Genomic DNA, 26,648 nt, shown 5'->3' on the forward strand with positions numbered 1-26,648 from the left:
GTGTAAGCCCTGCCCTCCTTGGGCGGCGGGGCTTACCGGCGGGACTTGCTGACGGGGCTCACCGGCCGGGCCAACCGGCGCTGCCCGCAGGCGTGTCACATCTTCTGATACGTCAGCGGCGCCCGGTCGCCGGAGACGTTGCTGCGCCGCAGGTGGGTGGAGTCCAGCAGCGTCAAGGTGGTCGCCTCGCCCGGTTCGCAGGAGGCGGGCGGGCCGCTGGTCAGCTTCGACGGGCTCAGCTCCACCGGCGGTCCGGGGGCGGCGACCCGCATCGACCAGGAGCAGCTGTAGCCGTCGCCCTCGCCCAGCAGCTCCGCCGATCCGTCCGGGCGGATCGTCAGCGTCCTGGTGCCCGGAGTGCCGGTGCCGCCGGGAAGCGTCGTCCGCCAGGTGCCGACCATGCCGCTCGGCAGGGCGTCGGCCGCCGGGCTGACCGCCGATATCGTTGTCGCCGGCCCGGTCGGCTTCGGTCCGCCCGGGGTGGGATTCTTCGCGTTCCCGGCGTCCGGCCGGTCGTGCCCGCCCTCGCGAACCGCGACATAGGCCGTCGTCCCGCCCGCGATCACCGCGAGCAGCGCGAGGACGGCGATGAGCGCCCCACCGCGTCCCCTGCGCGCCGGGGCGGCGGACGGGGACTCCGGTTCGGGCCGCGGCACCTGGAAGAGCGGCGCCACAGGCGGACCGGCCGCCGGCGGCGTCACCGGGTCCGCCTCCTGGGCCTCTTGGGCCGCCCGGGCGACCGCCTCCGCCGGGACCACCGGCAGCGACCCCGTCTCCGCCGCCTCCAGCTCCAGCAGCCGCACCACCTCACGCCCCAGCTCGGCCACGATCGCGCCCGGCAGCCACGGTTCGCCGGCCGAGGACGGCGCCGGCTCGTCCGTGCCCAGCAGTTCGCGTATCCGGGCCAGGGAGGGCCGCGCCTCCGGCTCCTTGACCAGGCAGGCCGCCACCAGTTCCCGCAGTCCCTCGGGTACGGCGGCCAGGTCCGGCGGCTCCTGCACGATGCGGAACATCTGGGCGTGCACTCCGCTGGAGGCGGCGCCGAAGGGTTCCAGCCCGGTCGCCGCGTAGGCCAGCACCGAACCGAGGCAGAAGATGTCGCAGGCCGGGGTGACCCGGTCGCCCCGCACCTGCTCGGGCGACATGAAGGCGGGGGAGCCGAGCATCGCGCCGGTGGAGGTCAGTCCGCCGTCCGCCACCGTCTCCAGCGCGCGGGCGATGCCGAAGTCGATGACCCGGGGACCGTCGATGGTGATCATCACATTGGACGGCTTGAGGTCGCGGTGGACCAGGCCGGCCCGGTGGATGTCCTCCAGCGCGTGGGCCAGCCCGGAGGCCAGCACCCGTACCGAGCGCTCCGGCAGCGGCCCGTACTGCCTGCCGACGACCTGCTGGAGCGACGAACCGGCGACGTACCCGGTGGCGACCCAGGGGATCTCGGCCTCGGTGTCGGCGTCCAGTACCGGCGCCGTCCAGCGCCCGCCCACCCGCCGGGCGGCCAGCACCTCGCGGCGGAAGCGGCCGCGGAACTCGTCCTGGGCGGCCAGCTCGGGCCGGACCAGCTTCACCGCGACCGTACGGCCCCGCTCCGACCGGGCCAGGAAGACCCGGCCCATACCGCCGGTGCCGAGCCGGCCGAGCAGACGGTAGGAGCCGATCCACCGCGGATCGTCCGCTCTCAGCTCGTCCATCGCATGTACCGCCCGGCCTCCGCTCGCTCGTAGGGCGAACTCGTACGCCGAAGAATAGGCGCAGCGACGGCAAGCGGTCAGGTGTGGTCGATACCGAAAAGGAGCCCGCGCGGCCCACGCCCGGCGGGCACCGCGGGCGCAGCGCTTAGGGTGTCGGGAGTCAGACATATGTCAGACGTATGTACGACCCGGCGCAGCGACGCCGACCGGCCGCGAGGAGACGGACATGCCGCTGGGCGGAGGAGAGCGGGTGCGGCGCAGCAGCCTGCGCCAGCAGATCGCCGACGCCCTGCGCGAGGAGGTGCTCACCGGCCGCCTCCAGGCCGGCCGCCACTTCACCGTCAAGGAGATCGCCGACAGCTACGGGGTGTCGGCCACCCCGGTCCGCGAGGCGCTGGTGGACCTGGCCGCCCAGGGACTGCTGGAGGTGGAGCAGCACCGCGGCTTCCAGGTGCGGCGCCTCACCCAGGCCGACTTCCGCTCGCTCACCGAGGCCCGGGTCTTCGTGGTCGAGGCGCTCTTCCGCGACCTGGCCGAGCACGGCATCGGCGATCTGCCCAAGGACGCCATCGCCTCGGTACGCCGCCGCGCCGAGGCCGCCGCCCGCGCCGCGCGCGCCGGGGTGCTGGACGTGCTGATCGGCTGCGACCTGCGGTTCTGGCGGGAGCTGTCGGCCATCGGGGGGAATCCGCACATCTGCGAGTTCCTGGACCGGGTACGTACCCAGACATGGATCTACGCGGTCCCGCACCTGCGGGCGCTCCAGGACCTGTCCGGGGTGTGCTGGGCCGGGCATGTGGCGCTGGTCGAGGCGGTCGCCGACCGCGACATCGAGACCGCCCGCGAGCTGACGACGGGGTACAACGAGCACACCCGGGCCCTGGTGGAGAAGCTCGCTCCCGCACGCTCATGACGTGAACGCCGCGGTCGAATTACGCTGTACGCCCCCGACCGGATGGAGTGTTCGTGGCCTGCGACTTGTGGCTGGTGCCGCTCGTGGACGTGCTCTGCCACAGCCCGGAAAACCCGTTCTCCGAGGAACTCGCCCGTTACGACAAGGCGTTGAGCGACGCCGGACAGCCGCCCGTCCCCGTCTACAGCTATATGCCGGGCCTTTCGGGTGATGTGGGGCCGGTCGCCTGCTTCGACTACGACGCGCTGCACTTCCTGCGCCGGGCCTATCTGCTCAGCCTCCAGGGCCTGGAGGTCACCCCGGTGGACGCGCTCGGCGGCGACTACGAGCAGCTGCTGGAGATGTTCGAGCCGACCGCCCAGCGCTCGCACCTGGTCTGGCACTACGACCACGCCGGCGCGTATGTGCCGCTGGACTTCCCGCAGCCGGTGGTCAACGACGAACTGCTGGAGAGCGGCGGCCCGCTCGGCTCCAGCCACGGGCTGCTGCGCGAGCTGGAGTTCGTCGCCCCCGCGATCGGCATCGACCCGGCCCATCCGCCGGCCCCCCCGGCGCCGCCGGACCGCCACACCACCCTGGAGGAGCCGGCCGTGCTGCCGGCGTCGGCCGCCACCGCCGGGCCCTTCGCCCGCGAACACCATGTCTGGCTCGGCCTGCACGCGGCGGCCACCCGCTCGCTCGGACAGGGATCGATGATCGTCTTCAGCTGAGCGCTCCGCCGGTGGCCGCACCGGTCGTCTCACAAGGTTCACACGTCACAATCGCCTCCGGCTCACGCGCTGTTTGCCGGATGGACGTCCGGAAGGGGGTGTTCCCGCATTGAGACCCCATTTGAATCCCCCGTGACGGCGCAAGATTGCAGTGGGCGCCCAGGACATAGGGGGGTCTACGCATGGCGTCCGCAGATACGGGGTCCGGCAGACCGGCGGGCCTTGACGACGTACCGCGTCAACTGGTCGCTACACGCGGCCTCGGCGACCGGATCTTCCGGTTCCAGCTGACGGCCACCGGCACCGCGGTGCTCGCCATCATGGCCGCCGTCGGGCTGTTCCTGCTGATCAGGGCGGCCCAGGCGCTCCGGGTGACCGGCCTGTCCTTCCTCACCACCTCGGAGTGGCAGCCCGACGTCCACCACTTCGGTATCGCCGCGGTCCTCACCGGGACGGTGCTGATCGCGCTGGTGGCGGTGACGCTCTCCCTGCCGCTGGCGCTGGGCACCGCGCTGTTCATCTCCGATGTCGCGCCGCGCCCGCTGCGCCGCACGCTGATCGCGCTGGTCGACCTGATGGCCGCGGTCCCCTCGGTGGTCTACGGCCTGTGGGGGCTGTTCTTCCTGCAGACGCGGGTGATCGGCCTGTCTCGCTGGCTGTCCGACTGGTTCGGCTGGATCCCGCTGTTCAAGGTCGACGGCACCCAGCCGGGCCAGCCGCTGGCCTCGGCCAGTGTGTACACCGCGTCCACCTTCGTCGCCGGGATCGTCGTCGCCCTGATGGTGGCGCCGATCCAGTGCTCGGTGATGCGTGAGGTCTTCACCCAGGCGCCGGTCGGCGAGCGCGAGGGCGCGTACGCGCTGGGCGCCACCCGCTGGGGAGTGATCCGCTCGGTGGTGCTGCCCTTCGGGCGCGGCGGGCTGATCGGCGGCACGATGCTGGGGCTCGGCCGGGCACTCGGCGAGACCATCGCCGTCTATCTGATCATCTCCCCGGTGTTCACCATCCAGCCGCACATCCTGCAGACCGGCTCCAACTCGGTCTCCTCCCTCATCGCGCTGCACTACGGCGACGCCTCCGGCTTCGGTATGTCCGCGCTGATGGCGGCCGGCCTCGCGCTGTTCGTGCTCACCCTGGTCGTCAACTTCACCGCGTCCTCGATCGTGGCCCGGTCCCGGTCCGGCGCGCAGAGCGAGGCATGAGATGACCGTGATCGACCAGGCGCAGCCCGCGCCGTCCCCCGAGGCCGCCGAACCGCGGCCGGTGGAGGCTCCCGATGTGCCGCGGCGGATCGGCGGTGTGTCCCGGACCGGAGTGCTGTCGGTGCTGGGCGCCGCCGTCTCGGCGCTGTGCGTCACCCTGCTGCTGTTCGGCGAACTCGCCCCGCTCACCGGCCCGCTGGGCTTCACCGTCACCTGGTACCTGGTCTTCCTGGCCGGGTACGCGGCGCTGGTCGCGCTGGACGAGGACGGCCCGGCGATCCGCGACCGGGTGATGACGGTGGTGCTGTGGTCGGCGGCGGCCGTGCTGTTCGCCGCGCTCGCCCTGGTGGTGGGATTCACCCTGTGGCGCGGTCGGGACGCGCTGCCGCACGGCAACTTCTTCACCCAGGACATGCAGAAGGCCGGCCCGCTGGACCCGCTGACGGTCGGCGGCATCGCGCACGCGATGCTCGGCACACTGATCATGATCGTGATCGCGCTGGCCATCACGGTGCCGCTCGGACTGACCTGCGCGGTCTACCTGAACCAGACCCGGGGACGCTACGCCCGCTTCGTACGGACCGTGGTCGAGGCGATGACGGCGCTGCCGTCCATCGTGGCCGGGCTGATGGTCTACGCGACCTGGATCCTCATCCTCGGCCAGCAGAAGTCCGGACTCGCCGCGGCGTTCGCCATCAGCCTGATGATGCTGCCGATCGTGATCCGGGCGGCGGACGTCGTGCTGCGGCTGGTGCCCGGGACGCTGCTGGAGGCCTCCGAGGCGCTGGGCGCGCCGCGCTGGCGGGCCGTGTGGCATGTCGTCCTGCCCACCTCGCGGTCGGGGCTGGCCACCGCGGTCATCCTCGGCACCGCGCGCGGCATCGGCGAGACCTCGCCGGTACTGCTCACCGCGGGCTACACCGCCGCGCTCAACGCCGACCCGACGCAGGGCCCGATGGTGTCGCTGCCGCTGGCCGTCTTCACCTTCGTCAAGTCGCCCGAGCCGGACATGATCGCCCGCGGCTTCGGCGCCGCGGCGGTGCTGATGGCCCTGGTCCTGGTCCTGTTCGCGATCGCCCGGGTGCTCGGCGGGCGCGGCCCCGGCCACCAGTCCCGCCGGCAGGCGCGGCGTACGGCACGTGCCTCGCGCCGGGACGTCTCGCGGTTCGCGGACCTGCACGCTCCCGCCCTTCCCCTGTTCGACGGAGAGAACGCCTGATGCCGCTCAACTCACCCGGCGGCGCGCCGCGTCGCTCACCCGCCCTCCAGCGCCGGACCCATCTGCTGCTGGCGCTGCTCACCTTGTTCGGCACCGTGCTGCTCGGCCCGGCCGCCACCACCGCGTCGGCCGGCACCGGATACACCCCCGTCTCCGGCGCCGGGTCGACCTGGGCCGAGAACGCCGTGGACGAGTGGCGGCGGGACGTCACCCAGTACGGGATGCGGATCAACTACAGCGGTACCGGATCGTCCGACGGGCGGCGGCAGTTCCTCAACGGCACCCAGGACTTCGCGGTCAGCGACATCCCGTTCCAGACCCACCCCACCGACGGGTCGGCCGCGGAGAACCCGGCGCCGGGGACCTACGCGTACATGCCGATCGTGGCCGGCGGCACCGTGTTTATGTACCACCTGACCGTCGGCGGGAAGCCGGTCACGAATCTGCGGCTGAACGGCGACGTGCTCACCAGGATCTTCACCCGCGTGGTTACGTACTGGGACGACCCGCTGATCAAGGCGAGCAACCCCGGCCTCCAGCTGCCGCACCGCAGCATCGTGCCGGTGGTGCGCTCCGACGGCTCCGGATCGACCGCCCAGTTCACCTTGTGGATGGCCGACCAGCACAAGGCGCTGTGGAACAACTACTGCGGCCGGGTCGGACGGGCCGGGGCCTGCGGCGCGACCTCGAACTACCCCACCCTGTCCGGGATGATCGCGCAGTCCGGCGACCTGGGCGTGGCGGGCTATGTCGCGCAGGGCTACGGCGAGGGCGCGATCGGCTACGTCAACTACTCGTACGCGCTGAACGCGCACTTCCCGGTCGCGAAGATCCTCAACCACGCCGGCTACTACACCGAGCCGACCCCGTCGAACGTCGCGGTCTCGCTGCTCAAGGCGAAGATCAACACCGACAAGTCGTCACCGGACTACCTGACCCAGCAGCTCAGCGGCGTCTACACCGACACCGACCGGCGCAACTACCCGCTGTCCAGCTACTCGTACATGATCCTGCCGCTCACCGTGCAGGGAAGCTTCACCAAGGCCAAGGGCAAGACGCTCGGCGCGTTCTCCTACTACTTCATGTGCCAGGGTCAGCAACAGGCGCCGGATCTCGGCTACTCGCCGCTGCCGATCAACCTGGTGCAGGCCGGGCTCGACCAGATCCGCCGCATCCCGGGTGTGCAGACGCAGTCGATCGACATCAAGCACTGCAACAACCCGACCTTCAGCCCCGACGGGCACAACAAGCTGGCGGAGACCGCGCCTTACCCCCAGCCCTGTGACAAGCAGGGCGCGATGCCGTGCACGACCGGTACCGGCGGCGCGGCCCCCTCGTCCGCCGGCGGTGCCAAGGGCGGCTCCAACTCCGGCTCGGGCGGCGCCGGTTCGTCCGGCGGCGGCACCACCGGTGGTACGGGCGGCGGTACGGCCGGCGGTTCGTCGGGTGGCGGCGCCGCCGGTGGCGGCGCCCCGACCGTCGACCCCGACACCGGCCAGCAGATCGGCGCCGGCGCCGGCAGCCCGGCGGCGGGCGGTACGGCCACCGCCGGCGGCTCCGCCGGCGCGGCGACCACCACGACCGGCGGCGGCAGCGGCGGCGGCGCGCAGGACAGCGCGGCGAACGGCACCGTCGCGCTGGCCCAGCCGGTGACCGTGGCCGGCCGGACCGGCTGGACCGGCACCCAGACCCTGATGCTGCTCGCCGTGATCAGCCTGCTCGGCCTCGTCCTGCTGCCGTCCGCCGCCTCGCGGCTGCTCGGAAGGAAGGACCGATGAAGGGCGCGCCCCGCACCGGCCTGCGGACCCTCAAGCGCTTCCTGCTGCGGCTCGGCGCGGGCGCGGCGATCGGCGCGCTGCTCGGCGCGGCCGTCACCCAGGCCGCGCAGCCCGCCGCGGCCGGCACAGCCGCCCCGGCCGGCGGCTCGGCGGTGACCGTGTCGGGGCGCGGCGAGTTCAAGGACATGCGCTTCACCGTCAGCCAGACCCGGCAGCTCACCAGCCAGGCGGTCACCGTCACTTGGACCGGCGGTGTCCCGACCACCTTCGCCGGCACCCAGTTCAACACCGACTTCGTGCAGATCATGCAGTGCTGGGGCGACGACGACGGGACGGTGCCCGCCAACCCCGGCCCGTCGCGCACCCAGTGCCAGTACGGCGCGTCGCCCACCACCGACCGCGCGTCCTGGCCGGGCAACGCGCGCGACGACACCCGGACGATCACCTACAGCGCGCAGCCCGCCAACTACGGCCAGGACGACCAGTACGGGTCGGAGGGCGCCTTCGGCACCGGCGAGGTGCCCTTCAAGTCGGTGGACGGCACGGTGATCGACACCGGCACCCAGAACAACGCGCTGTTCAGCTACAACACCACCAACGAGATCGACTTCGCCAGGACCGGCGCCGATGGCACCGGCAAGGAGTTCTTCGAGACCCAGACGGCGCTGGAGGCCCCGCACCTCGGCTGCGGCGACCCGGTCACCAAGGCCGGGGTCACCACGCCGCGCTCCTGCTGGCTGGTGATCGTGCCGCAGGGGCACCTGGACCTGGACGGCAAGCCGTACGCCGACCGCACCCAGGTCAACGCGGGCTCCCCGGTGTCCAGCACCAACTGGAAGAACCGCATCGCGGTCAAGCTCGGCTTCAACCCGGTCGACTCCAGCTGCCCGCTCGGCGCCTCCGAGCGCCAGACCGTCGGCAGCGAACTGGCCGCCGACGCCATGACCAGCTGGCAGGCCGCGCTGTGCCCCACCGGCACCGTCTACGGCTACACCGAGATCGGTGAACCCGACGCCCGGCAGCGGCTGATCGACCACGGCGACAGCGGACTGGCCTTCACCGCCAAGGGCGTGGGCGTCAGCGACGCCGTCTACGCGCCGGTCAACCTCTCCGCCGCCGTCATCGGCTTCACCATCGAGCGAAGAGCCAAATTCGGGGCCCCGGAGTCGGAGACGAAGATCTCCGGGACCAAGGTCGAGTCCATCAACCTCACCCCGAGACTGGTCGCCAAGCTGCTCACCGAGTCGTACCGCAACTCGGTGTGGGACGTGGTGAAGACCAAGACCGACAGCGCGGGCAACAACACCCTGGTGGCGCCGCCCGCGTACACGTGGGCGAAGACCAATCCGGCCGGACTGATCACCGACCCGGACTTCCTCGCCTACAACCCGGAGTTCGCCGACCTGTCGGTCTCCGAGACGCCCGCCACCGACACCGACCTGATCACCGCGCTCGGCCACTCCGACACGGCCGCGGCGGTGTGGGCCTGGATCGACGCGGACAAGGACGCCCGCAAGTTCCTGGCCGGCATCCCGGACCCGTACGGCATGACCGTCAACCCGTACTACAGCACCAACCCCGACCTGGACCCCGGCGTGCCGATCTTCGACCCGCACCGGGACGACTACCCCAAGAGCGACCCGTGGTGCGAGGCCGCGCCGAACGCCGACCCCAACGCCGAGCAGTGCATGACCGACTTCCACCCGTATGTGGACGACATGCACGAAGGCGCGCTGCACACCCGCCGCGCCGACACCCTGTGGAAGTCCACCTGGGACACGCTGGGGAACCCGCCCTCGTACAAGAGCCCCGGCCCGCAGCCGGTCGGCTCGCGCTTCGTGCTCACCATCACCGACGCCGCCTCCGCCGCCCGCTACGGCCTGCAGACCGCGAAGCTCCTCAACGCCTCCGGCACCTTCACCGCGCCCACCGCCGCCACCCTCACCACGGCGGCGGCCGACGCGACCACCAGCGGCGGGGTCAAGGTCGTCGACCCCGCCAAGGTCACCGCGAAGAACGGCTATCCGCTGACCGAGCTGGTCTACGCCGCCGTACGGCCCGCCAAGCTGACCGCCGCCGCCCGCAAGGACTACGCCGGGCTGCTGCGCTACGCCGTCGGACCCGGCCAGGTCAGCGGCTCCCAGCCGGGCGAACTGCCGGTCGGCTATGCCCCGCTGACCCCCGCGCTGCGCCAGCAGGCCACCCGGGCGGCCACGACGATCGCGACCTGGAAGGGCGGCCCGGCGCACGACACCTCCTCCGGCCCGGCCGGCGGCCACAGCGGGAAGCCGTCCGGCGGCGGCGCCGGAAGCATCGACGGCGGCGGCACCATCGGCGGTACGGGGACGACCGGCGGTCCCACCGGCGCCCCGGCGCCGGCCGGCCCCACCCCCGCCGCGAGCGCCACCGCCACCGCCGCGCACCCCGCCCCGTCCTACGGCGGCGGCAAGGCACTGGCCGCCACCTCGGCCGGTGACACGCCCGCCGACCCGGCCGGCAGGCTGCGCTACGCGCTGCCGATCGGGGCGGGCATCGGCGCGCTCGCCTTCGCGGCGGCCCCCTTCGCCGGCGGCGCCCGTCCCACGCTCCCGCTGCGGGTCCCGCTGCCGGGCGGAGGCGCGATCAGCGTCGATCCGGCCCGGCTCAGGCGGCTGCTGCCCACCCGACCCCCCACACCACGCGGCTGACGCCGCCCCACCGACGGCCGCCCGCCCCGAAAGTCAGTCGGGGCGGACGGCCCGCACCACCCTGCCAGACCCACCCGGCAGGACCGCCCGCACCACCCCCGTAACAGCGTTATGACCAGGAGATCCTCCATGCGCAAGATGCGCCTCGCGTCCGCCGTCGTCGTGGCCGCCATCGCGGTCAGCGGCACGGTTCTCGCCACCCCGGCGATGGCCGACCCGCCCGCCGGCACCTTCCGCCCGCTCGTCGGCGTCGGTTCCGACACCACCCAGGACGTGCTGAACGCGCTGGCCGGCGACACGGTCAACGGCATCAGCTACGCGGCCACCGCCGTGACGGCCGACGGCAAGGGCATCGCCTCGTACGACGCGATCCAGCCCGGCACCGGCTCGACCACCTCCAGCATCACCACCCGCAGCGGCGGCCCGGCCTTCCAGCGCCCCAACGGCTCCGGCCCCGGCCGCACCGCGCTCAGCACCTCGCTGGACGGCAACGCCTTCGGCACCGGCGCGGGCGCCACGCCCAACCCGGGCCAGGTCGACTTCGCCCGCTCCTCGGGCGGCCCGAGCGTGTCCGGCACCGCCCTGACGTACATCCCGCTGGCCCGCGACGCCGTCGGCGTGGCGGCCAAGGGCACCCTGCTGCAGAACCTGTCGGTCGTGGAGCTGCACGACATCTACTCCTCCACCGCCCCCGAGGTGAACGGCACCCCGGTGCACCCGTTCCTGCCGCAGGTCGGCTCGGGCACCCGCAAGTTCTTCCTCGGCGCGATCGGCCTCACCGACGCCGACATCCACAACAACGTCGGGATCGTCCAGGAGAACCAGGCCAACCCGGCCCTCACCCTCGACAACTCCCTGGTGCCCTTCTCGGTCGGCAGCTGGATCGCGCAGAACAACGGCATCTCGCCCGACTTCTCCACCACCGCGGTCAGCAACGGCGCCTACCTCGCCAACATCCAGCTCCCCGGCGACACCGGCACCACCTCCCCGGTCGTCACGGTGAACGGCAAGCTCGCCCCGGTCAGCGGCTACTTCGAGAACTCCACCTTCGGCCGCGACGTGTACGACGTCGTGCCGTCCCGCTCGATCGACCAGACGAGCGTGTTCTTCGACAAGGCGATCTACGACGTCTTCGTCACCAACGGCAGCCACGTCGCCGCCATGGCCTCGGCCGACGCCCAGAGCGTCATCGCCAAGTTCGGCTTCCTCAACGAGTCCTACGACGGCTCGATCGACCCCAGCCACCACATGAAGCTCGGCGGCCTGGAGGACTCCAGCGCCTCCTCCGCGCTCCCCGGCACCCCGGTGCTGCACGCCGCCCCCGACAGCGGCAGCGTCGACTTCACCTGGGCCGCGCCGGCCCTGTCCGGTCTGCCGGTCACCGACTACCGCCTGGTGATCAAGAACTCCAAGGGCACCGTCCTGGTCAGCAAGGACCTCACGGCCGGCACCAAGTCCTACAACTTCGCCAACCAGGCCCTGGGCTCCTACAGCGCCACGGTCACCGCCAACAGCCTCAACGGCGCCGGCAAGCCCGCCTCCTGGTCCGGCGCGGTGAAGTACGTCAGCATCACCTCCGGCACCGCCGCCACCACCGCGTTCGGCGGCACGCCGCACGTCTCGGCCACGGTCCGCAACAACCACGCGGTGGTGACCACCGGCACCGTCACGGTCAAGGAAGGCACCGCAGTCCGCGGCACCGGCACCCTGAACAGCAAGGGCCAGGTCTCGGTCGCGCTGCCCAAGACGCTGGCCGTCGGCACGCACACCCTGACCGTGGCCTACAACGGCAACCCGAGCCTGCTGTCCTCCTCGGCCACCGTGAAGCTGACCATCGCCAAGGCCAACCCGGTGGTGACCGTCTCGGCGCCCAAGTCGATCAGCCACCTGAGCCAGGCCAAGGTCACCGTGAAGGTCGCCGCCGCGGGCACCGTGCCCACCGGCACCGTCCGCATCTACAGCGGCAGCACCGTCATGGCCACCGGCACGCTGAAGAACGGCCAGGTGGTCATCACCATGCCGAAGCTCAGCAAGGGCAACCGCGTGCTGCGCGCCCTGTACGTCGGCTCGACCAGCGTGGCCGGCGAGTACAGCGCCAACTTCACCGTCAAGTCCGTCTGATCCCGCCCGACCGGGGGGACCGCGCCCGCCATCCGGCGCGGTCCCCCCGGCGCACCCGCTGACGCCCACCCCGCGAAGGAGGCAGGCCGCCGTGACGGTCGCCGTACCGACCCCGCTCAGCAGACCGGCGCCGTCCGCCGTCGCGCGCAAAGTCGCCCTGCCGGCCGGACCCCAGCTCGCCCGGGGAGCCCTGCTCACCCTGGCCGCGCTGCTCCTCGGCCTGACCGCGCAGATCCTGCTGATCAGCCCGTTGCAGCACCGCGCCGCGCAGCAGCGCGCCTTCGACGAACTGCGCGAGCAACTGGCGCTGGGCACCGCGCCCGTCGCGCAGACCGACCGGAACGGGCACCTGCTCGCCCCCGGCACCCCGGTGGCGATCCTCACCATCCCGCACCTCCACGTCCACCAGGTCGTCCTGGAGGGCACCGACCCGCGGGTGCTGACCGACGGCCCCGGGCACCGCCGCGACACCCCGCTGCCCGGACAGGCCGGCACCAGCGTGCTGATGGGCCGGGCGGCGGCCTACGGCGGTCCCTTCGGCGATCTCGGCTCGCTCCGCCCGGGCGACACCTTCACGGTCACCACCGGGCAGGGCAAGGCCTCCTACCGCGTGCTGGACCTGCGCCGGGCCGGCGACCCGCTGCCCGCGCCGATCGCCGCGGGCAAGGGCCGGCTGGTGCTGCTCACCGCCACCGGCACGCCCTATCTGCCCAGCGGCCTGCTGCGGGTGGACGCCGACCTGACCTCGGCCACCGACCCGACCCCGCCGGCCACCATCCAGACCGGCACCCTGCCGACGTCGGAGGAGCCGATGGGGGCACTCTCCGGCATCCCCTGGCCGATGGTGATGTGGCTCCAGGCGCTGGCGCTGGTCTCCATCGCCGCGGTGTGGGCCTGGCACCGCTGGGGCCGGCACCAGACCTGGATCGTCTTCGCGCCCGTGGTGGCCTTCCTCGGCCTGCGGGTCGCCGGACAGGTCACCGAACTGCTGCCCAACCTGATGTGAACCTGATGTGAGCCGAGCCCGCTGAACTCCCGCCCGGCCGGATCGAGACGACCGCCGCGACCGACGCCATCGACGTAAGAGGTGCCCGCCATGATCGACATCCCCGCCACCGCCCCCGACACGACGGGTTCCGCCCCGGCCGGCAGCACCGCCGACACCGCCGTGCTGCCCGCCGTCACCTCGGCGCCCGCGCCCGCGCGGCTCGAAGCCCGCGCGGTGTCCGCCTGGTTCGGCACGCACAAGGTGCTGGAGCGGGTCAGCCTGGACATGCCGGCCGGCCGGGTCAGCGCGCTGATCGGCCCGTCCGGCTGCGGCAAGTCCACCTTCCTGCGCACCCTGAACCGGATGCACGAGCTGATCCCCTCGGCCGCGATGTCCGGCGAGGTGCTCTTCGAAGGCGAGGACGTCTACGGGGCCGGCCGCCGGCTCACCGACGCCCGGCGCCGGATCGGCATGGTCTTCCAGAAGCCCAACCCGTTCCCGGCGATGAGCATCTACGACAATGTGCTCGCCGGACTGCGGCTGACCGGCACCAAGGCCTCCCGGCGGGAGAAGGACGAACTCGTCGAGGAGTGCCTGACCCGCGCGGGGCTGTGGAAAGAGGTCCGCGACCGGCTCCGGCAGCCCGGCGGCGCGCTGTCCGGCGGCCAGCAGCAGCGGCTGTGCATCGGCCGCGCGCTGGCCGTACGGCCCCGGGTGCTGCTGATGGACGAGCCCTGCTCGGCTCTCGACCCCACCTCCACCCGGCGGATCGAGGAGACCATCCAGGAGTTGTCCGGCCAGGTCACCATCGTCATCGTCACCCACAACATGCAGCAGGCGGCCCGCGTCTCCCAGCAGTGCGCGTTCTTCCTGGCCGAACAGGGCACCCCGGGCGGCATCGTCGAACACGGCGCGACCGAGCAGATCTTCGGCAGCCCGGCCGACAGCCGCACCGCGGACTACGTCGCCGGGCGGTTCGGCTGAGCGGCGGGCCTCCGGGGCCCGGTCACCGAGCTAGCGCGGGCCCTCCGGCGGCCGCTGGCGGGGCATGTTCGGGCGGGCGCCCGGGTGGGGCGGGCGCGGCGGCGCGGCGGGGTCGACGCGGATCGGCCACCACGCGGCGGACTGGGTACGCAGCGGGCCGCCGGCCGAGCCCGCGCCGAAGTCGACCATCCAGTCGGAGGTCTCCATCCGGACCAGGTCCGCGATGTCGTCGCAGAAGCGCCGCAGGATCGCCAGGCAGCGCTCGGCGGCCTCCGCCGCCGTACCCTCGGTCGGCCCGAGCACCTCGCGGACGCTCTCCGAGGCCCAGTCGAACCGCAGCGCCTCAAGACGCCGCTGGACCGCCTGCGCGGTGGCCATGTCCCGCATCCAGCCCGAGGTCAGCCCCAGCGCCCGGTCCGCGCAGACGCACACCCCGGCGCCGAGCAGCGCGAGATAGCCCCAGACGGTGAGGGAGTCCGCCACCCCGGTGAGCTGGACCAGCGGCAGCGCGGCGCCCGTCGCGCCGAGTACCGCCGCCGCGATCCGCAGCGCCCGCGCCCCGCGCCGTTTGAGCGTCCGGTCGGTCAGATACCAGTCGGCGGTCCGCAGCGCGCCCGTCTCCGCCCACCGGTACAGCTCCTCCAGCCGCTCGGCCGGCTCACCCCAGTCGCCCAGCGGGAAGGGCAGCGCCCTCAGGTCCTCCTGCTGGTGGTGCAGTGCCCGCCGCTGAGGCTCCTCCCGAGGGGTCTCCTCGGGAAACATGTCCGGCTGGCTCACTCCACGCTCCTCGCACGACCTTCGTCGGCCTTCATCGGCCTGCGCACCCGGCGCGGTGCGAAGTTCCCTTCTTACCGCCGAACGGCTGAGCGTGGCGGGCAGATCCCAGGATTCCCGCCCGGATGCGCGGCGTGATCAGGTATAGGACGGTAGCCGCGGTCGCCCGAAAGAGTGAGCGCGGCCGCGCATGCCCGGGACGGACCGGTCGACCGCGTCCCGGCGGCGGGAACGGCCGGCCCGCCGCCCCGGCCGCCTGCCCGGACCGGGCCGGTGCGGGGCGTGCCCACTACCCTGGTGCGCGTGAAGGTCCTTGTCATCGGCGGCGGTGCCCGCGAACACGCCCTGTGCCGTTCCCTGTCCCTCGACCCCGAGGTCACCTCGCTGCACTGCGCTCCCGGCAACGCCGGCATCGCGGAGGTGGCCGAGCTGCACCCGGTCGACGTCCTGGACGGCCCGGCTGTCGCCGAACTCGCCGTCTCCCTGCGCGCCGACCTGGTCGTCGTCGGACCGGAGGCCCCGCTGGTGGCGGGCGTCGCCGACGCCGTACGCGCCCGCGGCGTCGACTGCTTCGGACCCAGCCGGGAGGCCGCCGAACTGGAGGGCTCCAAGGCCTTCGCCAAGGAGGTGATGGCCAGCGCCGGGGTGCCCACCGCCCGGTCCTACGTCTGCACCACGCCGGAGCAGATCGACACCGCGCTGGACGCCTTCGGGGCGCCCTACGTCGTCAAGGACGACGGGCTGGCGGCCGGCAAGGGCGTGGTGGTCACCGGTGACCTGGCCACCGCCCGGGCGCACGCGCTGGCCTGCGACCGCGTGGTGATCGAGGAGTTCCTGGACGGCCCCGAGGTGTCGCTCTTCGCGGTCACCGACGGCGAGACGGTCGTACCGCTTCAGCCCGCGCAGGACTTCAAGCGGGCGCTGGACGCCGACGAAGGCCCCAACACCGGCGGCATGGGCGCGTATTCGCCGCTCCCCTGGGCCGACCCCGAGCTGGTGGCCGAGGTCGAGCGCACCGTCCTCCAGCCGACCGTGGACGAACTCCGCCGCCGCGGCACCCCCTTCGCCGGGCTCCTGTACGCGGGTCTGGCGATCACTTCGCGCGGCGTGCGGGTCATCGAGTTCAACGCGCGCTTCGGCGACCCGGAGACCCAGGTCGTCCTGGCCCGGCTCACCACCCCGCTGGCCGGCCTGCTGCGCGCCGCCGCGACCGGCCAGCTGGCCACCTTCCCCGAACTGCGCTGGACCGACGACGCGGCGGTCACCGTCGTCATCGCCTCCTACAACTACCCGGACACCCCCCGCACCGGCGACCCCATCACCGGCCTCGCCGACATCGCCGCCAACGACCCGCACGCCTACGTCCTGCACGCCGGCACCCGCCACGACCCCGAGGGCCGCGTCCTGTCCGCCGGCGGCCGCGTCCTGTCCGTGACCGGCACCGGCCCCACCCTCACCGACGCCCGCGACCGCGCCTACCGCGCCGTCGAACGCGTCGGCCTCGACGGCGCCCACCACCGCAAGGACATCGCGGCAGAGGCGGCAGCGGGGGCGGGGGCGGCGGGGTAGGGGGTGGGCGCCGTATCGGGGTGCCGTGCCGCGGTGGGGCGAGGTGGGCGGGTGCCGTGGGTGCCGTGGGGTGGGTGCCGTTGAGGGTGGGGGTTCCGTGGGGTGGGGTGCCCGGCGGGGTGAGGGTGCCGTAGATGGGCGCCGTTTCGTGGGTGCCGTGGGGCGTGAGGGTGCGGTTTGGTGGGCACCGCCCAGCGCGGGGGCACCCCTTCGTGGGTGCCGTCCAGCGCGAGGGCACCGCCCTTTCCCTTTTTTTGCCGCCCTCTCGCCTCCGGGCGCTTAGACCCGGTGTCGACAGTCGATCGTGCTCGCTCGCTCGTTCCTCGCTCACTGCGCGCGTTCTCCTTTTCGACACCGGCGCGCCCTTCGGCTCGCTGGCTACCGGCGAGCCGTCGGGCGTCAGGTGGGCCCAGCGGGGCACCCCAGGGTCACCGGGCGCCGTGCGGTTCGCCGGTTGGTTCGCGTTGCGCTGTGCGGTTCGCTGGTCCGTTCACCTTGCGCTGTGCGGTTCGCCGGTAGCGACCGAGCCAAGGGGCGCGCCGGTGTCGAAATGGGGGTCCCCCCGGACGGAGTCTGGGGGAGAACGACAAGCGAGGAACGAGCGCGGGAGAGAGGAACGTCGACACCGGGTCCAAGCGCCCGGAGGCGAGAGGGCGGCAAAAAAAGCAGAACCACTCCAAGGAGTGATGCCTCGGCCATACGGATGACTGCTCAGCGCCGCCGCAACTACTGTGCCGGGAAGGGCGCACCGCAGGACATTGCGGCAAACAGCCGTCCGGCATTGCGATGTCGGTGGGCGGTGCGACAGTGGGGAGAGGCCGCCGCAGGGGTGGTCGCCGCTTGGGCAGGGGGTGAGCCGCCGATGGCTGGAGAAGCAGGTCAGGGCCTTGCGCGGGCCCGTGCGCTGGCGGTGCTCAGGGTGCGTTCGAGCGCGGTGGGGGCCGCGCTGGTGCCCGCTGGGGTGGCCGTGCTGATGAACGTGGGGCGGGTGAGCGACCGGATCGGGCCCGGCTGGGACACCGCCTGCTGGGCCGTGACGGGCGCCGCGCTGGTCGTGCTGGCGGTGGCCGCCGCCGTGGGCGCGGTGATCGCGCGGGCGAGGCCCGCGGTGAGTCCCACGGTGTCGGTGACGGAGCAGGCCGCACCCGATCTCTACCGGCTGGTCAGGGACCTCGCGGAGCGGCTCCAGGTGCCGGCGCCCTCGGCGATAGCACTGACGCCGGACTGCGACAGCTGGCTGGAGGACCGCAGGGACAGCGTTCCGGCGCCGGGGGAGTCGCGGCCGGCGCCGGTGCTGGTGGTCGGCTCACCGTTCATGTGGTGGATGCGGGTCGCCGAACTGCGGGCGCTGCTCGCCCCGGTGGTGGCGGGCACCGGCCCCGCCGCCGACCCCGAGATATCCGCGGCCCGGCGCTTCGTCCGGGGTCTCGACGCCGCCGCCGGCGTCTCGGCCGAGGGCGCGCGGGGCGGCCTGCTGCTGCGGCCGGTGTTCCGCATACTCGGCTGGGCGGTCCGGCTGCTGCTGCACGGCTGCGGCGGGCACGCGGCCGAGATGGAGCGCGCGGTCGCGGCCTCCGCCTCGGAGCGGGCGCTGGCGGTGGACTACGGGCTGCGGATCGTCGCCCAGGAGCAGATCGGGCTGGCCTACGCGGGCTGGGACCGGCTGCTGACCCGGGTGGCGCTGCCGGCGTGGCGGATGGGCCGCTGGCCGTCCCGGCTGGACGCCGGGGTGGTGGCCGCGCTCACCGAGCTGTCCCGGCGGGACCGGCTGGCGGACGGCTTCGAGTCCCGGCTGGGCGAGCGGCCGGCGTGCGATCTGCTGGACGACCCGGGCCTGGTGGACGAGGCGGTCTCGCTGCTGGCGGCCCGCATCTTCCACGGCGGCCCCGCCCGCCCCGGCCCCGGCTGGGCGCCGGTGAGCTGGGCCCGTTATCCCGAGGAGGTCGTGGACGGCATCTGGCGGAGCGAGGCCGGCCGCCTCGTACGGCTGCTGGACGACGTACGGCCCACCCCGGCCCGGGCCCGGGGCGGCCGGGTGCTGGTCGGCGGCCGGGCGGCGGATGTCGAGGAACCGGGGGGCGCGACGCTGGGACGGGTCATCGAGCGGCTGGCCGGCGGGGGCAGCGAGGAGCTGGCCGCGCGGCTCAGCGCGGCGGTGGAGGCGGGCCCGAGCGGTCCTGCGACGTTGGCGGTGCCCGGCGGGGAGGTGGTGGTGTGCCCGCTGCTGCCGCCGCGTACCGGGCGGGAGCTGCTGGCGGATCACGTCACCGCGGTGGTCTGCTGCGCCGCGGTGGACACGGCCGGGGCCGCCCCGGGCCTGGACTGGCTCGACGGCCCCGCCCTGCTGGTGGCCGGCCACCGCCGCACCGACCTCGCCTTCCCGGTCCTCCGCCTGGTGGAGAACGGCGACCCGGGCCCGCTGCGCAGCTGGCTGTCCGCCGTCGGCATCCGCCCGGACAAGCCGCTCCGGCTGCCCTAGCTTCCCCGGTTTCCCCGCCGTTCGCGCCGCCCCCAGCGGCCGATGCCCTGCCCTCGGACCCCCCGCTGGCTGAATTTGGGCCGTGAGCCGTGCTTCTCCGTAAAAAAAGGCCACGAACCGTGACCGCCGCAGCGCTTTCTGTGATGTGCTGGGGGGAGGCGACCGCATCGTTGCACCGCGGTCCCAGGGGGTGGGGCGGGTGCGGAAGAAGAGGGCGGCGATGGGTGTGGGGCAGATTCGGCGCTGGGAGTCGGGTGCGCTCGCGCACGGGGTCTCGGACCCGTTCGGGCAGGGTCCGCTGCCGTGGCTGAGGGGCGAGCAGCAGTATCTGGACGACGCGGGCCAGGTGGTGCCGTGGTATGTGGATCTGGCCGTGAGCAGCGGAAAGCCGCCGCGCAAGCCGCACATCTCGGGTCCGCGTACGGCTGATGACGTCCGCCGCCAGATCAAGGGCTTCGCCACCGAGGGCGCGGTCGCGCCGGGCGGCGCGATCGACTTCCGGATCACCGTGGACCCGCCGCAGGAGTTCACCGTGGACGTCTACCGCATCGGGCATTACGGCGGGGACGGCGCCGCCCAGGTGACCACCAGCCCCCGGTTGTCCGGCATCGTGCAGCCCGCGCCGCTCACCGCCGGCAGGACGGTTTCCTGCCACCACTGGTGGCAGTCCTGGCGGCTCCAGGTGCCGCCGTACTGGAAGACCGGTGCCTATGTGGCGGTGCTCACCACCGCCGACGGCTACCGCAGCCATGTCCCCTTCACCGTCCGGGACGCCGACGCCCGCCCGGCCGATCTGCTCCTGCTGCTGCCGGACGTCACCTGGCAGGCGTACAACCTCTACCCCGAGGACGGCCACACCGGCGCCAGCCTCTACCACGCGTGGGACGACGAGGGCCGGCTGCTGGGCGAGGAGGAGGCCGCCACCACCGTCTCCTTCGACCGCCCCTACGCGGGCGCCGGCCTGCCCCTGCACATCGGGCACGCCTACGACTTCGTCCGGTTCGCCGAGCGCTACGGCTATGACCTGGCGTACGCCGACGCCCGCGATCTGCACGCCGGGCGGGTCGATCCGACCCTCTACCGGGGCCTGGTCTTCCCCGGTCACGACGAGTACTGGTCGATACCGATGCGTCGCGCGGCCGAGGCCGCCCGCGAGGCCGGCACCTCGCTGGTGTTCCTGTCCGCCAACACCATGTACTGGCAGGTCGAGTTGACCCCGTCGCCGTCCGGCGACCCGGACCGGCTGCTGACCTGCCGCAAGCGCCGGGGCGAGGGCAGGGGCCGCAGCGCGCTGTGGCGCGACCAGGGCGAGCCCGAACAGCTCGTGGTCGGCGTGCAGTACGCCGGCCGGGTGCCGCAGCCGTCCCCGCTGGTGGTCCGCAACGCAGGGCACTGGCTGTGGGAGGCCACCGGCGCCGCCGAGTGCGACGAGATCCCCGGTCTGGTGGCGGGCGAGGCGGACAGCTATTTCCCGCGCACCCCGCTGCCGGAGTCCACCGAGCGCATCCTGCTGGCCCACTCGCCGTACGAATCGGCCGACGGCCGCCGCTGCCACCAGGAGACCTCGCTGTACCGGGCACCGAGCGGGGCGTATGTCTTCGCGTCCGGCACCTTCGCCTGGTCCCCGGCGCTGGACCGCCCCGGGCATGTGGACCCGCGCATCCAGCGCGCGACCGCCAATCTGCTCGACCGCATCTGCAAGCACGACTGAGCCCGGGGCGGGGTCCCGGGCGGGCCACCTGGGAGGGAGCGGCAGGACCGGTACGGAGCCGAATGGGGGGCGAACCGCGGCCGGCGGGCCCACCCGTGCGCGCCGGCCCCCTCGCCGTACGCGAGAATCGGGGGCTGAACCACCGAGTGGGGAGGACACCCATGTCCGGATTCGTCGTCAAGCCCGAACCCGTCCAGGTACCGGGCCTCGTGCATCTGCACACCGGCAAGGTGCGCGACCTGTACCAGAACGCGGCCGGCGAGTTGGTGATGGTGGCCAGCGACCGCACCTCCGCGTACGACTGGGTACTGCCCACCGAGATCCCGGGCAAGGGCCGCATCCTCACCCAGTTGTCGCTGTGGTGGTTCGAGCTGCTGGCCGACCTGGTGCCGAACCATGTGATCTCCACCGAGCTGCCCGAGGGCGCCCCCGCCGACTGGGAGGGCCGCACCATGGTGTGCCGCCAGCTGCGGATGGTCCCGGTCGAGTGCGTGGCCCGCGGCTATCTGGCCGGGTCGGGCCTGCTGGAGTACGAGCGGACCCGTACGGTGTGCGGTCTCGGCCTGCCCGAGGGCATGGTGGACGGCTCCGAACTGCCCGGACCGATCTTCACCCCGGCCACCAAGGCCGAGGTCGGCGAGCACGACGAGAACGTGACGTACGAGGAAGTGGCCCGCCAGGTCGGCGTGGAGAGTGCCGCCCAACTCCGGCAGGCCACCCTCGCGGTGTACTCCCGGGCCCGGGAGATCGCCGGCACCCGCGGCCTGATCCTCGCGGACACCAAGTTCGAGTTCGGCTACGACGAGCAGGGGACGCTGGTCATCGCGGACGAGGTACTGACCCCGGACTCCTCCCGCTACTGGCCGGCCGACCAGTACGAACCGGGCCACCCGCAGCCGTCCTTCGACAAGCAGTTCATCCGCGACTGGCTGACCTCGCCCGCCTCCGGCTGGGACCGCGCCTCCGAGCAGCCGCCGCCCACCCTGCCGCCCGAGGTCGTGGAGCAGTCCAGCGCGCGCTATGTCGAGGCCTACGAGCGCCTGACCGGCACCAGTTGGTCCTGACCCGGGCCGCCGGTGCCTGAGCGGGTGAGCGGGCGCCGGCGGGGACGTGACGAAGGCCCCGGTCGTATCGACCGGGGCCTTCGTTTGTGCTGGAGCGGACGACGAGATTCGAACTCGCGACCCTCACCTTGGCAAGGTGATGCTCTACCAACTGAGCCACGTCCGCAGGGCGTGCAGACACTGTACCTGATCCCCCGGGCGGCGTAGAAACCGATATCCGGGCCGCCGGTGCCTGAGCGGGTGAGTGGGCTCCGGTTGGATGCGGGGATGTGACGAAGGCCCCGGTCGCATGGACCGGGGCCTTCGTTTGTGCTGGAGCGGACGACGAGATTCGAACTCGCGACCCTCACCTTGGCAAGGTGATGCTCTACCAACTGAGCCACGTCCGCAGGGCTCGACCACTCTACCCCCGGTCCAGCCGAGACGGCTGGACCGGGGCGAGCGACCTGAGCGGGCGACAGGAATTGCACACTGCGCCTCCCCCCTGGAAGGGGGGCGCTCTACTACTGAGCTACGCCCGCATGACCTCCGCTGACCTGGCCTTTCGGCCCTGCCCTCGGCGTGAGCCCAACACTAGCGGAAGGGAGGGGGGAGCTGTCCAATCCGCCACGGGCCGCCGGGCCGTGGCGCTTTCCGCGCCCCGGCGGCCCCCCTCCGAGTCCGCACCGAGCCCTGACCGCGCCCCCGTCGGCCCGGCCGGCCAGGACTCAGCCCGCTTTGTTGAACGCTTCGTAGACCTTCTTCGGGATTCGTCCGCGGGCCGGCACCTCGAAACCGTTGGACTGCGCCCAGGCGCGCACCGTGGCGGGTGTCGGCGCGATGGGCGTGCGCTTGTAGGCGCGGCCGGAAAGTGTGCGCCGGCGGCCGGCCTCCACGTACGGTGCGAGGTCTTTGCGCAATCTGTCCGCGTTCTTGGACGACAGGTCGATCTCGTACCATTGTCCGTCGACGCCGAATGCGATGGTTTCCGCGGCTTCGCCGCCGTCCAGGTCGTCGGCGAGTGTGACCAGTACGCGTTGCGCCATAGGGATCGGTCCTTTCTTACGCCATCGGCCCGTGGGTGCGACGGCGGGGCGGGCGCGGCGCCGCCGCGGGCCGTACCGCCGGCCGCGGGCGAGCCGACCAGTCGGTCTCGACACGTTTCATTTTGAGCGATGTGGCACGTCTGCTGTCACGAAATGGGGCTACGGGGATACCCGATGTCGCAGTTAATTCCCATCGCCGGACCACCGCAAGCCTTCTCGCACCCGGGACCCTATGTTTTCGGCCCCGGTTTTCCCACGCATTTCGTCAGCCGATACATAAACGTGATCCTCTGATCCTGGTGGGAAGCTTGGGGCGTCCATCCATATCTACTCGCGTAGATTCTGCCACCCGCTACGCTGGGAGAACCTCACGCACCACACCACCGGGAGTGCCCGTGGCACGCGTCGTAGTCGACGTCATGCTCAAGCCGGAGATCCTCGACCCCCAGGGCCAGGCGGTCCAGCGCGCACTGCCGCGGCTGGGCTTCGCCGGGATCTCCGACGTACGACAGGGAAAACGCTTTGAACTGGAGGTCGAGGGGCCGGTCGACGAGGCCGCCCTGGACCGCATTCGAGAGATGGCGGAAACGTTTCTCGCCAACACCGTGATCGAGGACTTCAATGTAAAGGTGGAGTCGTGACTGCGCGCATTGGCGTCGTCACATTCCCGGGAACGTTGGACGACCGCGACACCCGGCGGGCCGTGCGGCTGGCCGGCGCCGAAGCCGTAGGCCTGTGGCACCGCGACAAGGACCTCAAGCAGGTCGACGCGGTGGTTCTGCCCGGCGGGTTCAGTTACGGCGACTATCTGCGGGCCGGCGCGATCTCCCGTTTCTCCCCGGTCATGGAAACGATCATCGGCCAGGCCAAGGCCGGAATGCCGGTTCTGGGTATTTGCAACGGTTTCCAGGTGCTGACCGAGGCGCATCTGCTGCCCGGGGCCATGCTGCGCAACAACGACCTGCACTTCGTCTGCCGTGACCAGAAACTGCGGGTCGAGACCAGCGGCACCGCCTGGACCGCCGACTACGCGGCGGGCCAGCAGATCTCCATCCCGCTGAAGAACATCGACGGCCGCTACACCGCGGACGAGCGCACCCTGGACGAGCTGGAGGCCGAGGGCCGGGTGGTCTTCCGCTACAGCGCGGACGGCCCGGCGGCCGACGGCTACGGCAACCCCAACGGCTCGCTGCGCGACATCGCCGGCATCAGCAACGCGGCCGGCAACGTCGTCGGCCTCATGCCGCACCCCGAGCACGCGGTCGAGTCGCTGATCGGCACCGGCCGCAGCGACGGCCTGGGGTTCTTCACCTCGGTACTCAAGAAGCTGGTCAACGCATGACTCTCGACACGGTGAAGCACGCCGAGCAGTCCCCCGAGGCGGAGCAGCCCTGGAAGGACCTCGGCCTCAAGCAGGACGAGTACGAGCGCATCCGGGAGATCCTGGACCGCCGCCCGACCGGCGCCGAGCTGGCGATGTACTCGGTGATGTGGTCCGAGCACTGCTCGTACAAGTCCAGCAAGGTGCACCTGAAGCAGTTCGGCGACAAGGCCCCGCAGACCGACGCGCTGCTGGTCGGCATCGGTGAGAACGCGGGCGTGGTCGACGTCGGCCAGGGCTACGCGGTCACCTTCAAGATCGAGTCGCACAACCACCCCTCGTACATCGAGCCGTACCAGGGCGCGGCCACCGGGGTCGGCGGCATCGTCCGCGACATCCTGGCGATGGGCGCCCGGCCGGTCGCGGTGATGGACCCGCTGCGCTTCGGCGCGGCCGACCACCCCGACACCAAGCGGGTGCTGCCCGGTGTGGTGGCCGGCGTCGGCGGCTACGGCAACTGCCTGGGGCTGCCCAACATCGGCGGCGAGGTGGTCTTCGACCCCTGCTACCAGGGCAACCCGCTGGTCAACGCGCTGTGCGTGGGCGTGATGAAGCACGAGGACATCCACCTGGCCAAGGCGTCCGGCGCCGGCAACAAGGTGATCCTCTACGGTGCCAGGACCGGTGGCGACGGCATCGGCGGCGTCTCGGTGCTGGCCTCGGAGACCTTCGACGCGACCGGGCCCTCGCGGCGCCCGGCGGTGCAGGTCGGCGACCCGTTCCAGGAGAAGCTGCTGATCGAGTGCACCCTGGAGATCTTCCGGGAGAAGCTGGTGGCCGGCATCCAGGACCTCGGCGGCGCGGGCCTGTCCTGCGCGACCTCCGAGCTGGCCTCGGCCGGTTCCGGCGGAATGCGGGTCGAGCTGGACACGGTGCCGCTGCGCGACGCGACGCTCTCGCCGGAGGAGATCCTCATGAGCGAGTCGCAGGAGCGGATGTGCGCGATCGTCGAGCCCGGCAAGGTGGACCGCTTCCTGGAGATCTGCGAGAAGTGGGACGTCATCGCCACCGTCATCGGTGAGGTGACCGACGGCTCCCGGCTGGAGATCTTCTGGCACGGCGAGCAGATCGTGGACGTGCCGCCGCGGTCGGTCGCGCACGAGGGCCCCACCTACCACCGCCCGTACGCCCGCCCCGCGTGGCAGGACGCGCTCCAGGCCGACGACGCGGGCAAGCTGCCGCGGCCGGCCTCCGGCGATGAGCTGCGCGAGCAGGTGCTGGCGGTGGTGGCCTCGCCGAACCAGGCGTCGAAGGCGTGGATCACCGGTCAGTACGACCGCTTCGTGCAGGGCAATACGGTGCTGGCGCAGCCCGAGGACTCCGGCATGATCCGGATCGACGAGGAGAGCGACCTCGGGGTGGCCATCGCCACCGACGGCAACGGGCGTTTCGCCAAGCTCGACCCGTACACCGGCGCGCAGCTGGCGCTGGCCGAGGCGTACCGCAATGTGGCCGCCACCGGGGCGAAGCCGCTGGCGATCTCCGACTGCCTCAACTTCGGTTCGCCGGAGGACCCGGCGGTGATGTGGCAGTTCGCCGAGGCCACCCGCGGGCTGGCCGACGGCTGCCTGGCGCTGGGCACGCCGGTCACCGGCGGCAATGTCTCGCTCTACAACCAGACCGGTGAGGCGGCGATCCACCCGACCCCGGTGGTCGCGGTGCTCGGCGTGATCGACGACGTCAACCGGCGTACTCCGATGGCCTTCAAGGACGAGGGCCATCTGATCTACCTGCTGGGGGACACCCGCGAGGAGTTCGGCGGCTCGGCCTGGTCCCAGGTCGTCCACGACCACCTCGGCGGGCTGCCGCCGGCGGTCGACCTGGACCGGGAGAAGCTGCTCGGCGAGATCCTGATCTCCGCCTCCCGTGACGGCATGATCGACGCGGCCCACGACCTCTCCGACGGCGGTCTCGTCCAGGCGGTCACCGAGTCCTGCCTGCGCGGCGGCCTCGGCGCGCGGCTGGTCGTCCCGGACGGCCTGGACGCCTTCACCTTCCTGCTCTCCGAATCGGCCGGCCGCGCGATCGTCGCCGTCCCCCGCTCGGAGGAACTCCGTTTCACCGACATGTGCGGGGCCCGCGGCCTGCCCGCCACCCGCGTCGGCGTCATCGACGGCGACGCGATCGACGTCCAGGGCGAGTTCACCCTCCCACTGGCGGAACTCCGCGAAGCCCACGAGTCGACGATCCCGGCCCTGCTGGCCTGACCACCGGCACCACCAGGAGGCGCCCCCGGACGACGGTCCGGGGGCGCCTTTCGCCTGTCCGGGTCCGGGTCCGGGGATGCTCGAAGTCGGCGAAGCGGTCGGTCTGCCGATCGCCGCCCCCGGACTGCGCTGACCCGCCGCACCC

19 protein-coding genes and 3 tRNA genes are annotated in these 26,648 nt (G+C 72.5%); 16 read left to right on the plus strand and 6 right to left on the minus strand.

The window, feature by feature from the left end:
* Positions 1 to 95: 95 nt before the first annotated feature.
* Entirely contained in the window at positions 96 to 1,691 is a 1,596-nt protein-coding gene (locus ACFO3J_RS31205) for a serine/threonine-protein kinase (RefSeq protein ID WP_386436655.1), read from the minus strand.
* A gap of 226 nt (positions 1,692 to 1,917) precedes the next feature.
* Here ACFO3J_RS31205 and ACFO3J_RS31210 point away from each other — a divergent pair, with 226 nt between their 5' ends.
* From ACFO3J_RS31210 to ACFO3J_RS31250, 9 genes are all read left to right on the plus strand, one after another.
* A complete protein-coding gene (locus tag ACFO3J_RS31210; protein ID WP_386436658.1) occupies positions 1,918 to 2,604 on the plus strand; it encodes a GntR family transcriptional regulator in 687 nt (228 codons plus the stop codon).
* A gap of 53 nt (positions 2,605 to 2,657) precedes the next feature.
* Complete coding sequence (locus ACFO3J_RS31215; protein WP_386436661.1) at positions 2,658 to 3,314, plus strand: hypothetical protein; 657 nt, start codon at positions 2,658 to 2,660, stop codon at positions 3,312 to 3,314.
* Positions 3,315 to 3,496: 182 nt separating this feature from the next.
* Positions 3,497 to 4,516 carry a phosphate ABC transporter permease subunit PstC gene (gene pstC, locus ACFO3J_RS31220; RefSeq protein ID WP_386436664.1) on the plus strand — a complete coding sequence of 340 codons (1,020 nt, stop codon included), beginning with the start codon at positions 3,497 to 3,499 and terminating at the stop codon, positions 4,514 to 4,516.
* Between the two features lies 1 nt (position 4,517).
* On the plus strand, positions 4,518 to 5,735 hold the full coding sequence (gene pstA, locus ACFO3J_RS31225; protein ID WP_386436667.1) for a phosphate ABC transporter permease PstA: 1,218 nt from the start codon (positions 4,518 to 4,520) through the stop codon (positions 5,733 to 5,735).
* Positions 5,735 to 7,513 (plus strand): phosphate ABC transporter substrate-binding protein PstS, encoded by a 1,779-nt coding sequence (locus ACFO3J_RS31230; RefSeq protein WP_386436670.1) that lies wholly within the window; start codon positions 5,735 to 5,737, stop codon positions 7,511 to 7,513. Before pstA ends, ACFO3J_RS31230 begins: the two co-directional genes overlap by 1 nt.
* On the plus strand, positions 7,510 to 10,200 hold the full coding sequence (locus ACFO3J_RS31235; protein WP_386436673.1) for a hypothetical protein: 2,691 nt from the start codon (positions 7,510 to 7,512) through the stop codon (positions 10,198 to 10,200). Before ACFO3J_RS31230 ends, ACFO3J_RS31235 begins: the two co-directional genes overlap by 4 nt.
* Before the next feature lie 129 nt (positions 10,201 to 10,329).
* On the plus strand, positions 10,330 to 12,321 hold the full coding sequence (locus tag ACFO3J_RS31240; RefSeq protein WP_386436675.1) for an Ig-like domain repeat protein: 1,992 nt from the start codon (positions 10,330 to 10,332) through the stop codon (positions 12,319 to 12,321).
* 91 nt (positions 12,322 to 12,412) lie between these two features.
* Positions 12,413 to 13,327 carry a sortase gene (locus ACFO3J_RS31245; protein WP_386436678.1) on the plus strand — a complete coding sequence of 305 codons (915 nt, stop codon included), beginning with the start codon at positions 12,413 to 12,415 and terminating at the stop codon, positions 13,325 to 13,327.
* Positions 13,328 to 13,417: 90 nt separating this feature from the next.
* Positions 13,418 to 14,293 carry a phosphate ABC transporter ATP-binding protein gene (locus ACFO3J_RS31250; RefSeq protein ID WP_386436681.1) on the plus strand — a complete coding sequence of 292 codons (876 nt, stop codon included), beginning with the start codon at positions 13,418 to 13,420 and terminating at the stop codon, positions 14,291 to 14,293.
* A gap of 30 nt (positions 14,294 to 14,323) precedes the next feature.
* On the opposite strand, the gene ACFO3J_RS31255 is transcribed toward ACFO3J_RS31250, so the two are convergent.
* Entirely contained in the window at positions 14,324 to 15,070 is a 747-nt protein-coding gene (locus ACFO3J_RS31255) for an SLATT domain-containing protein (protein ID WP_386436684.1), read from the minus strand.
* Between the two features lie 300 nt (positions 15,071 to 15,370).
* On the opposite strand from ACFO3J_RS31255, the gene purD reads away from it, so the two are divergent.
* From purD to ACFO3J_RS31275, 4 genes are all read left to right on the plus strand, one after another.
* Positions 15,371 to 16,636, plus strand: coding sequence for a phosphoribosylamine--glycine ligase (gene purD / locus ACFO3J_RS31260; RefSeq protein WP_386436687.1), 1,266 nt, complete (start codon positions 15,371 to 15,373; stop codon positions 16,634 to 16,636).
* Positions 16,637 to 17,498: 862 nt separating this feature from the next.
* The gene (locus tag ACFO3J_RS31265; protein ID WP_386436690.1) at positions 17,499 to 19,115 is read left to right on the plus strand and encodes a hypothetical protein; all 1,617 of its coding nucleotides are present in this window, start codon (positions 17,499 to 17,501) and stop codon (positions 19,113 to 19,115) included.
* Positions 19,116 to 19,335: 220 nt separating this feature from the next.
* Positions 19,336 to 20,826, plus strand: coding sequence for a N,N-dimethylformamidase beta subunit family domain-containing protein (locus ACFO3J_RS31270; RefSeq protein WP_386436692.1), 1,491 nt, complete (start codon positions 19,336 to 19,338; stop codon positions 20,824 to 20,826).
* 161 nt (positions 20,827 to 20,987) lie between these two features.
* A complete protein-coding gene (locus ACFO3J_RS31275; RefSeq protein WP_386436695.1) occupies positions 20,988 to 21,890 on the plus strand; it encodes a phosphoribosylaminoimidazolesuccinocarboxamide synthase in 903 nt (300 codons plus the stop codon).
* 90 nt (positions 21,891 to 21,980) lie between these two features.
* On the opposite strand, the gene ACFO3J_RS31280 is transcribed toward ACFO3J_RS31275, so the two are convergent.
* The 4 genes from ACFO3J_RS31280 to ACFO3J_RS31295 all read right to left on the minus strand — a co-directional run bounded on the left by ACFO3J_RS31280 (position 21,981) and on the right by ACFO3J_RS31295 (position 22,915).
* Positions 21,981 to 22,056: transfer RNA gene (locus ACFO3J_RS31280), tRNA-Gly, on the minus strand.
* Positions 22,057 to 22,203: 147 nt separating this feature from the next.
* Positions 22,204 to 22,279, minus strand: a tRNA-Gly gene (locus ACFO3J_RS31285).
* 60 nt (positions 22,280 to 22,339) lie between these two features.
* Positions 22,340 to 22,411 (minus strand) — tRNA-Gly (locus tag ACFO3J_RS31290).
* Positions 22,412 to 22,597: 186 nt separating this feature from the next.
* On the minus strand, positions 22,598 to 22,915 hold the full coding sequence (locus tag ACFO3J_RS31295; protein ID WP_386436698.1) for a histone-like nucleoid-structuring protein Lsr2: 318 nt from the start codon (positions 22,913 to 22,915) through the stop codon (positions 22,598 to 22,600).
* Positions 22,916 to 23,310: 395 nt separating this feature from the next.
* Here ACFO3J_RS31295 and purS point away from each other — a divergent pair, with 395 nt between their 5' ends.
* Genes purS through purL form a run of 3 tightly spaced genes read left to right on the plus strand, consistent with a single transcriptional unit; the run spans position 23,311 to position 26,503 of the window.
* Positions 23,311 to 23,556 (plus strand): phosphoribosylformylglycinamidine synthase subunit PurS, encoded by a 246-nt coding sequence (gene purS / locus ACFO3J_RS31300; protein ID WP_386436701.1) that lies wholly within the window; start codon positions 23,311 to 23,313, stop codon positions 23,554 to 23,556.
* Entirely contained in the window at positions 23,553 to 24,257 is a 705-nt protein-coding gene (gene purQ / locus ACFO3J_RS31305; protein ID WP_386436704.1) for a phosphoribosylformylglycinamidine synthase subunit PurQ, read from the plus strand. The genes purS and purQ overlap by 4 nt, the downstream gene beginning before the upstream one ends.
* A complete protein-coding gene (purL, locus tag ACFO3J_RS31310) occupies positions 24,254 to 26,503 on the plus strand; it encodes a phosphoribosylformylglycinamidine synthase subunit PurL (RefSeq protein WP_386436707.1) in 2,250 nt (749 codons plus the stop codon). Before purQ ends, purL begins: the two co-directional genes overlap by 4 nt.
* Positions 26,504 to 26,648 lie beyond the last annotated feature (145 nt).

Origin of the sequence: Streptomyces polygonati (assembly GCF_042650325.1) — a bacterium.
GTDB classification, from domain to species: Bacteria; Actinomycetota; Actinomycetes; order Streptomycetales; family Streptomycetaceae; genus Actinacidiphila; species Actinacidiphila polygonati.

Excerpts from the sequence above, each read along its gene's own strand:
- ACFO3J_RS31205 (WP_386436655.1), bottom strand. The coding sequence starts at position 1,691 with ATGGACGAGCTGAGAGCGGACGATCCGCGGTGGATCGGCTCCTACCGT.
- ACFO3J_RS31210 (WP_386436658.1), top strand. The coding sequence starts at position 1,918 with ATGCCGCTGGGCGGAGGAGAGCGGGTGCGGCGCAGCAGCCTGCGCCAG.
- pstC (WP_386436664.1), top strand. The coding sequence starts at position 3,497 with ATGGCGTCCGCAGATACGGGGTCCGGCAGACCGGCGGGCCTTGACGAC.
- pstA (WP_386436667.1), top strand. The coding sequence starts at position 4,518 with ATGACCGTGATCGACCAGGCGCAGCCCGCGCCGTCCCCCGAGGCCGCC.
- ACFO3J_RS31230 (WP_386436670.1), top strand. The coding sequence starts at position 5,735 with ATGCCGCTCAACTCACCCGGCGGCGCGCCGCGTCGCTCACCCGCCCTC.
- ACFO3J_RS31235 (WP_386436673.1), top strand. The coding sequence starts at position 7,510 with ATGAAGGGCGCGCCCCGCACCGGCCTGCGGACCCTCAAGCGCTTCCTG.
- ACFO3J_RS31240 (WP_386436675.1), top strand. The coding sequence starts at position 10,330 with ATGCGCAAGATGCGCCTCGCGTCCGCCGTCGTCGTGGCCGCCATCGCG.
- ACFO3J_RS31250 (WP_386436681.1), top strand. The coding sequence starts at position 13,418 with ATGATCGACATCCCCGCCACCGCCCCCGACACGACGGGTTCCGCCCCG.
- ACFO3J_RS31265 (WP_386436690.1), top strand. The coding sequence starts at position 17,499 with ATGGCTGGAGAAGCAGGTCAGGGCCTTGCGCGGGCCCGTGCGCTGGCG.
- ACFO3J_RS31270 (WP_386436692.1), top strand. The coding sequence starts at position 19,336 with ATGGGTGTGGGGCAGATTCGGCGCTGGGAGTCGGGTGCGCTCGCGCAC.
- ACFO3J_RS31275 (WP_386436695.1), top strand. The coding sequence starts at position 20,988 with ATGTCCGGATTCGTCGTCAAGCCCGAACCCGTCCAGGTACCGGGCCTC.
- ACFO3J_RS31295 (WP_386436698.1), bottom strand. The coding sequence starts at position 22,915 with ATGGCGCAACGCGTACTGGTCACACTCGCCGACGACCTGGACGGCGGC.
- purL (WP_386436707.1), top strand. The coding sequence starts at position 24,254 with ATGACTCTCGACACGGTGAAGCACGCCGAGCAGTCCCCCGAGGCGGAG.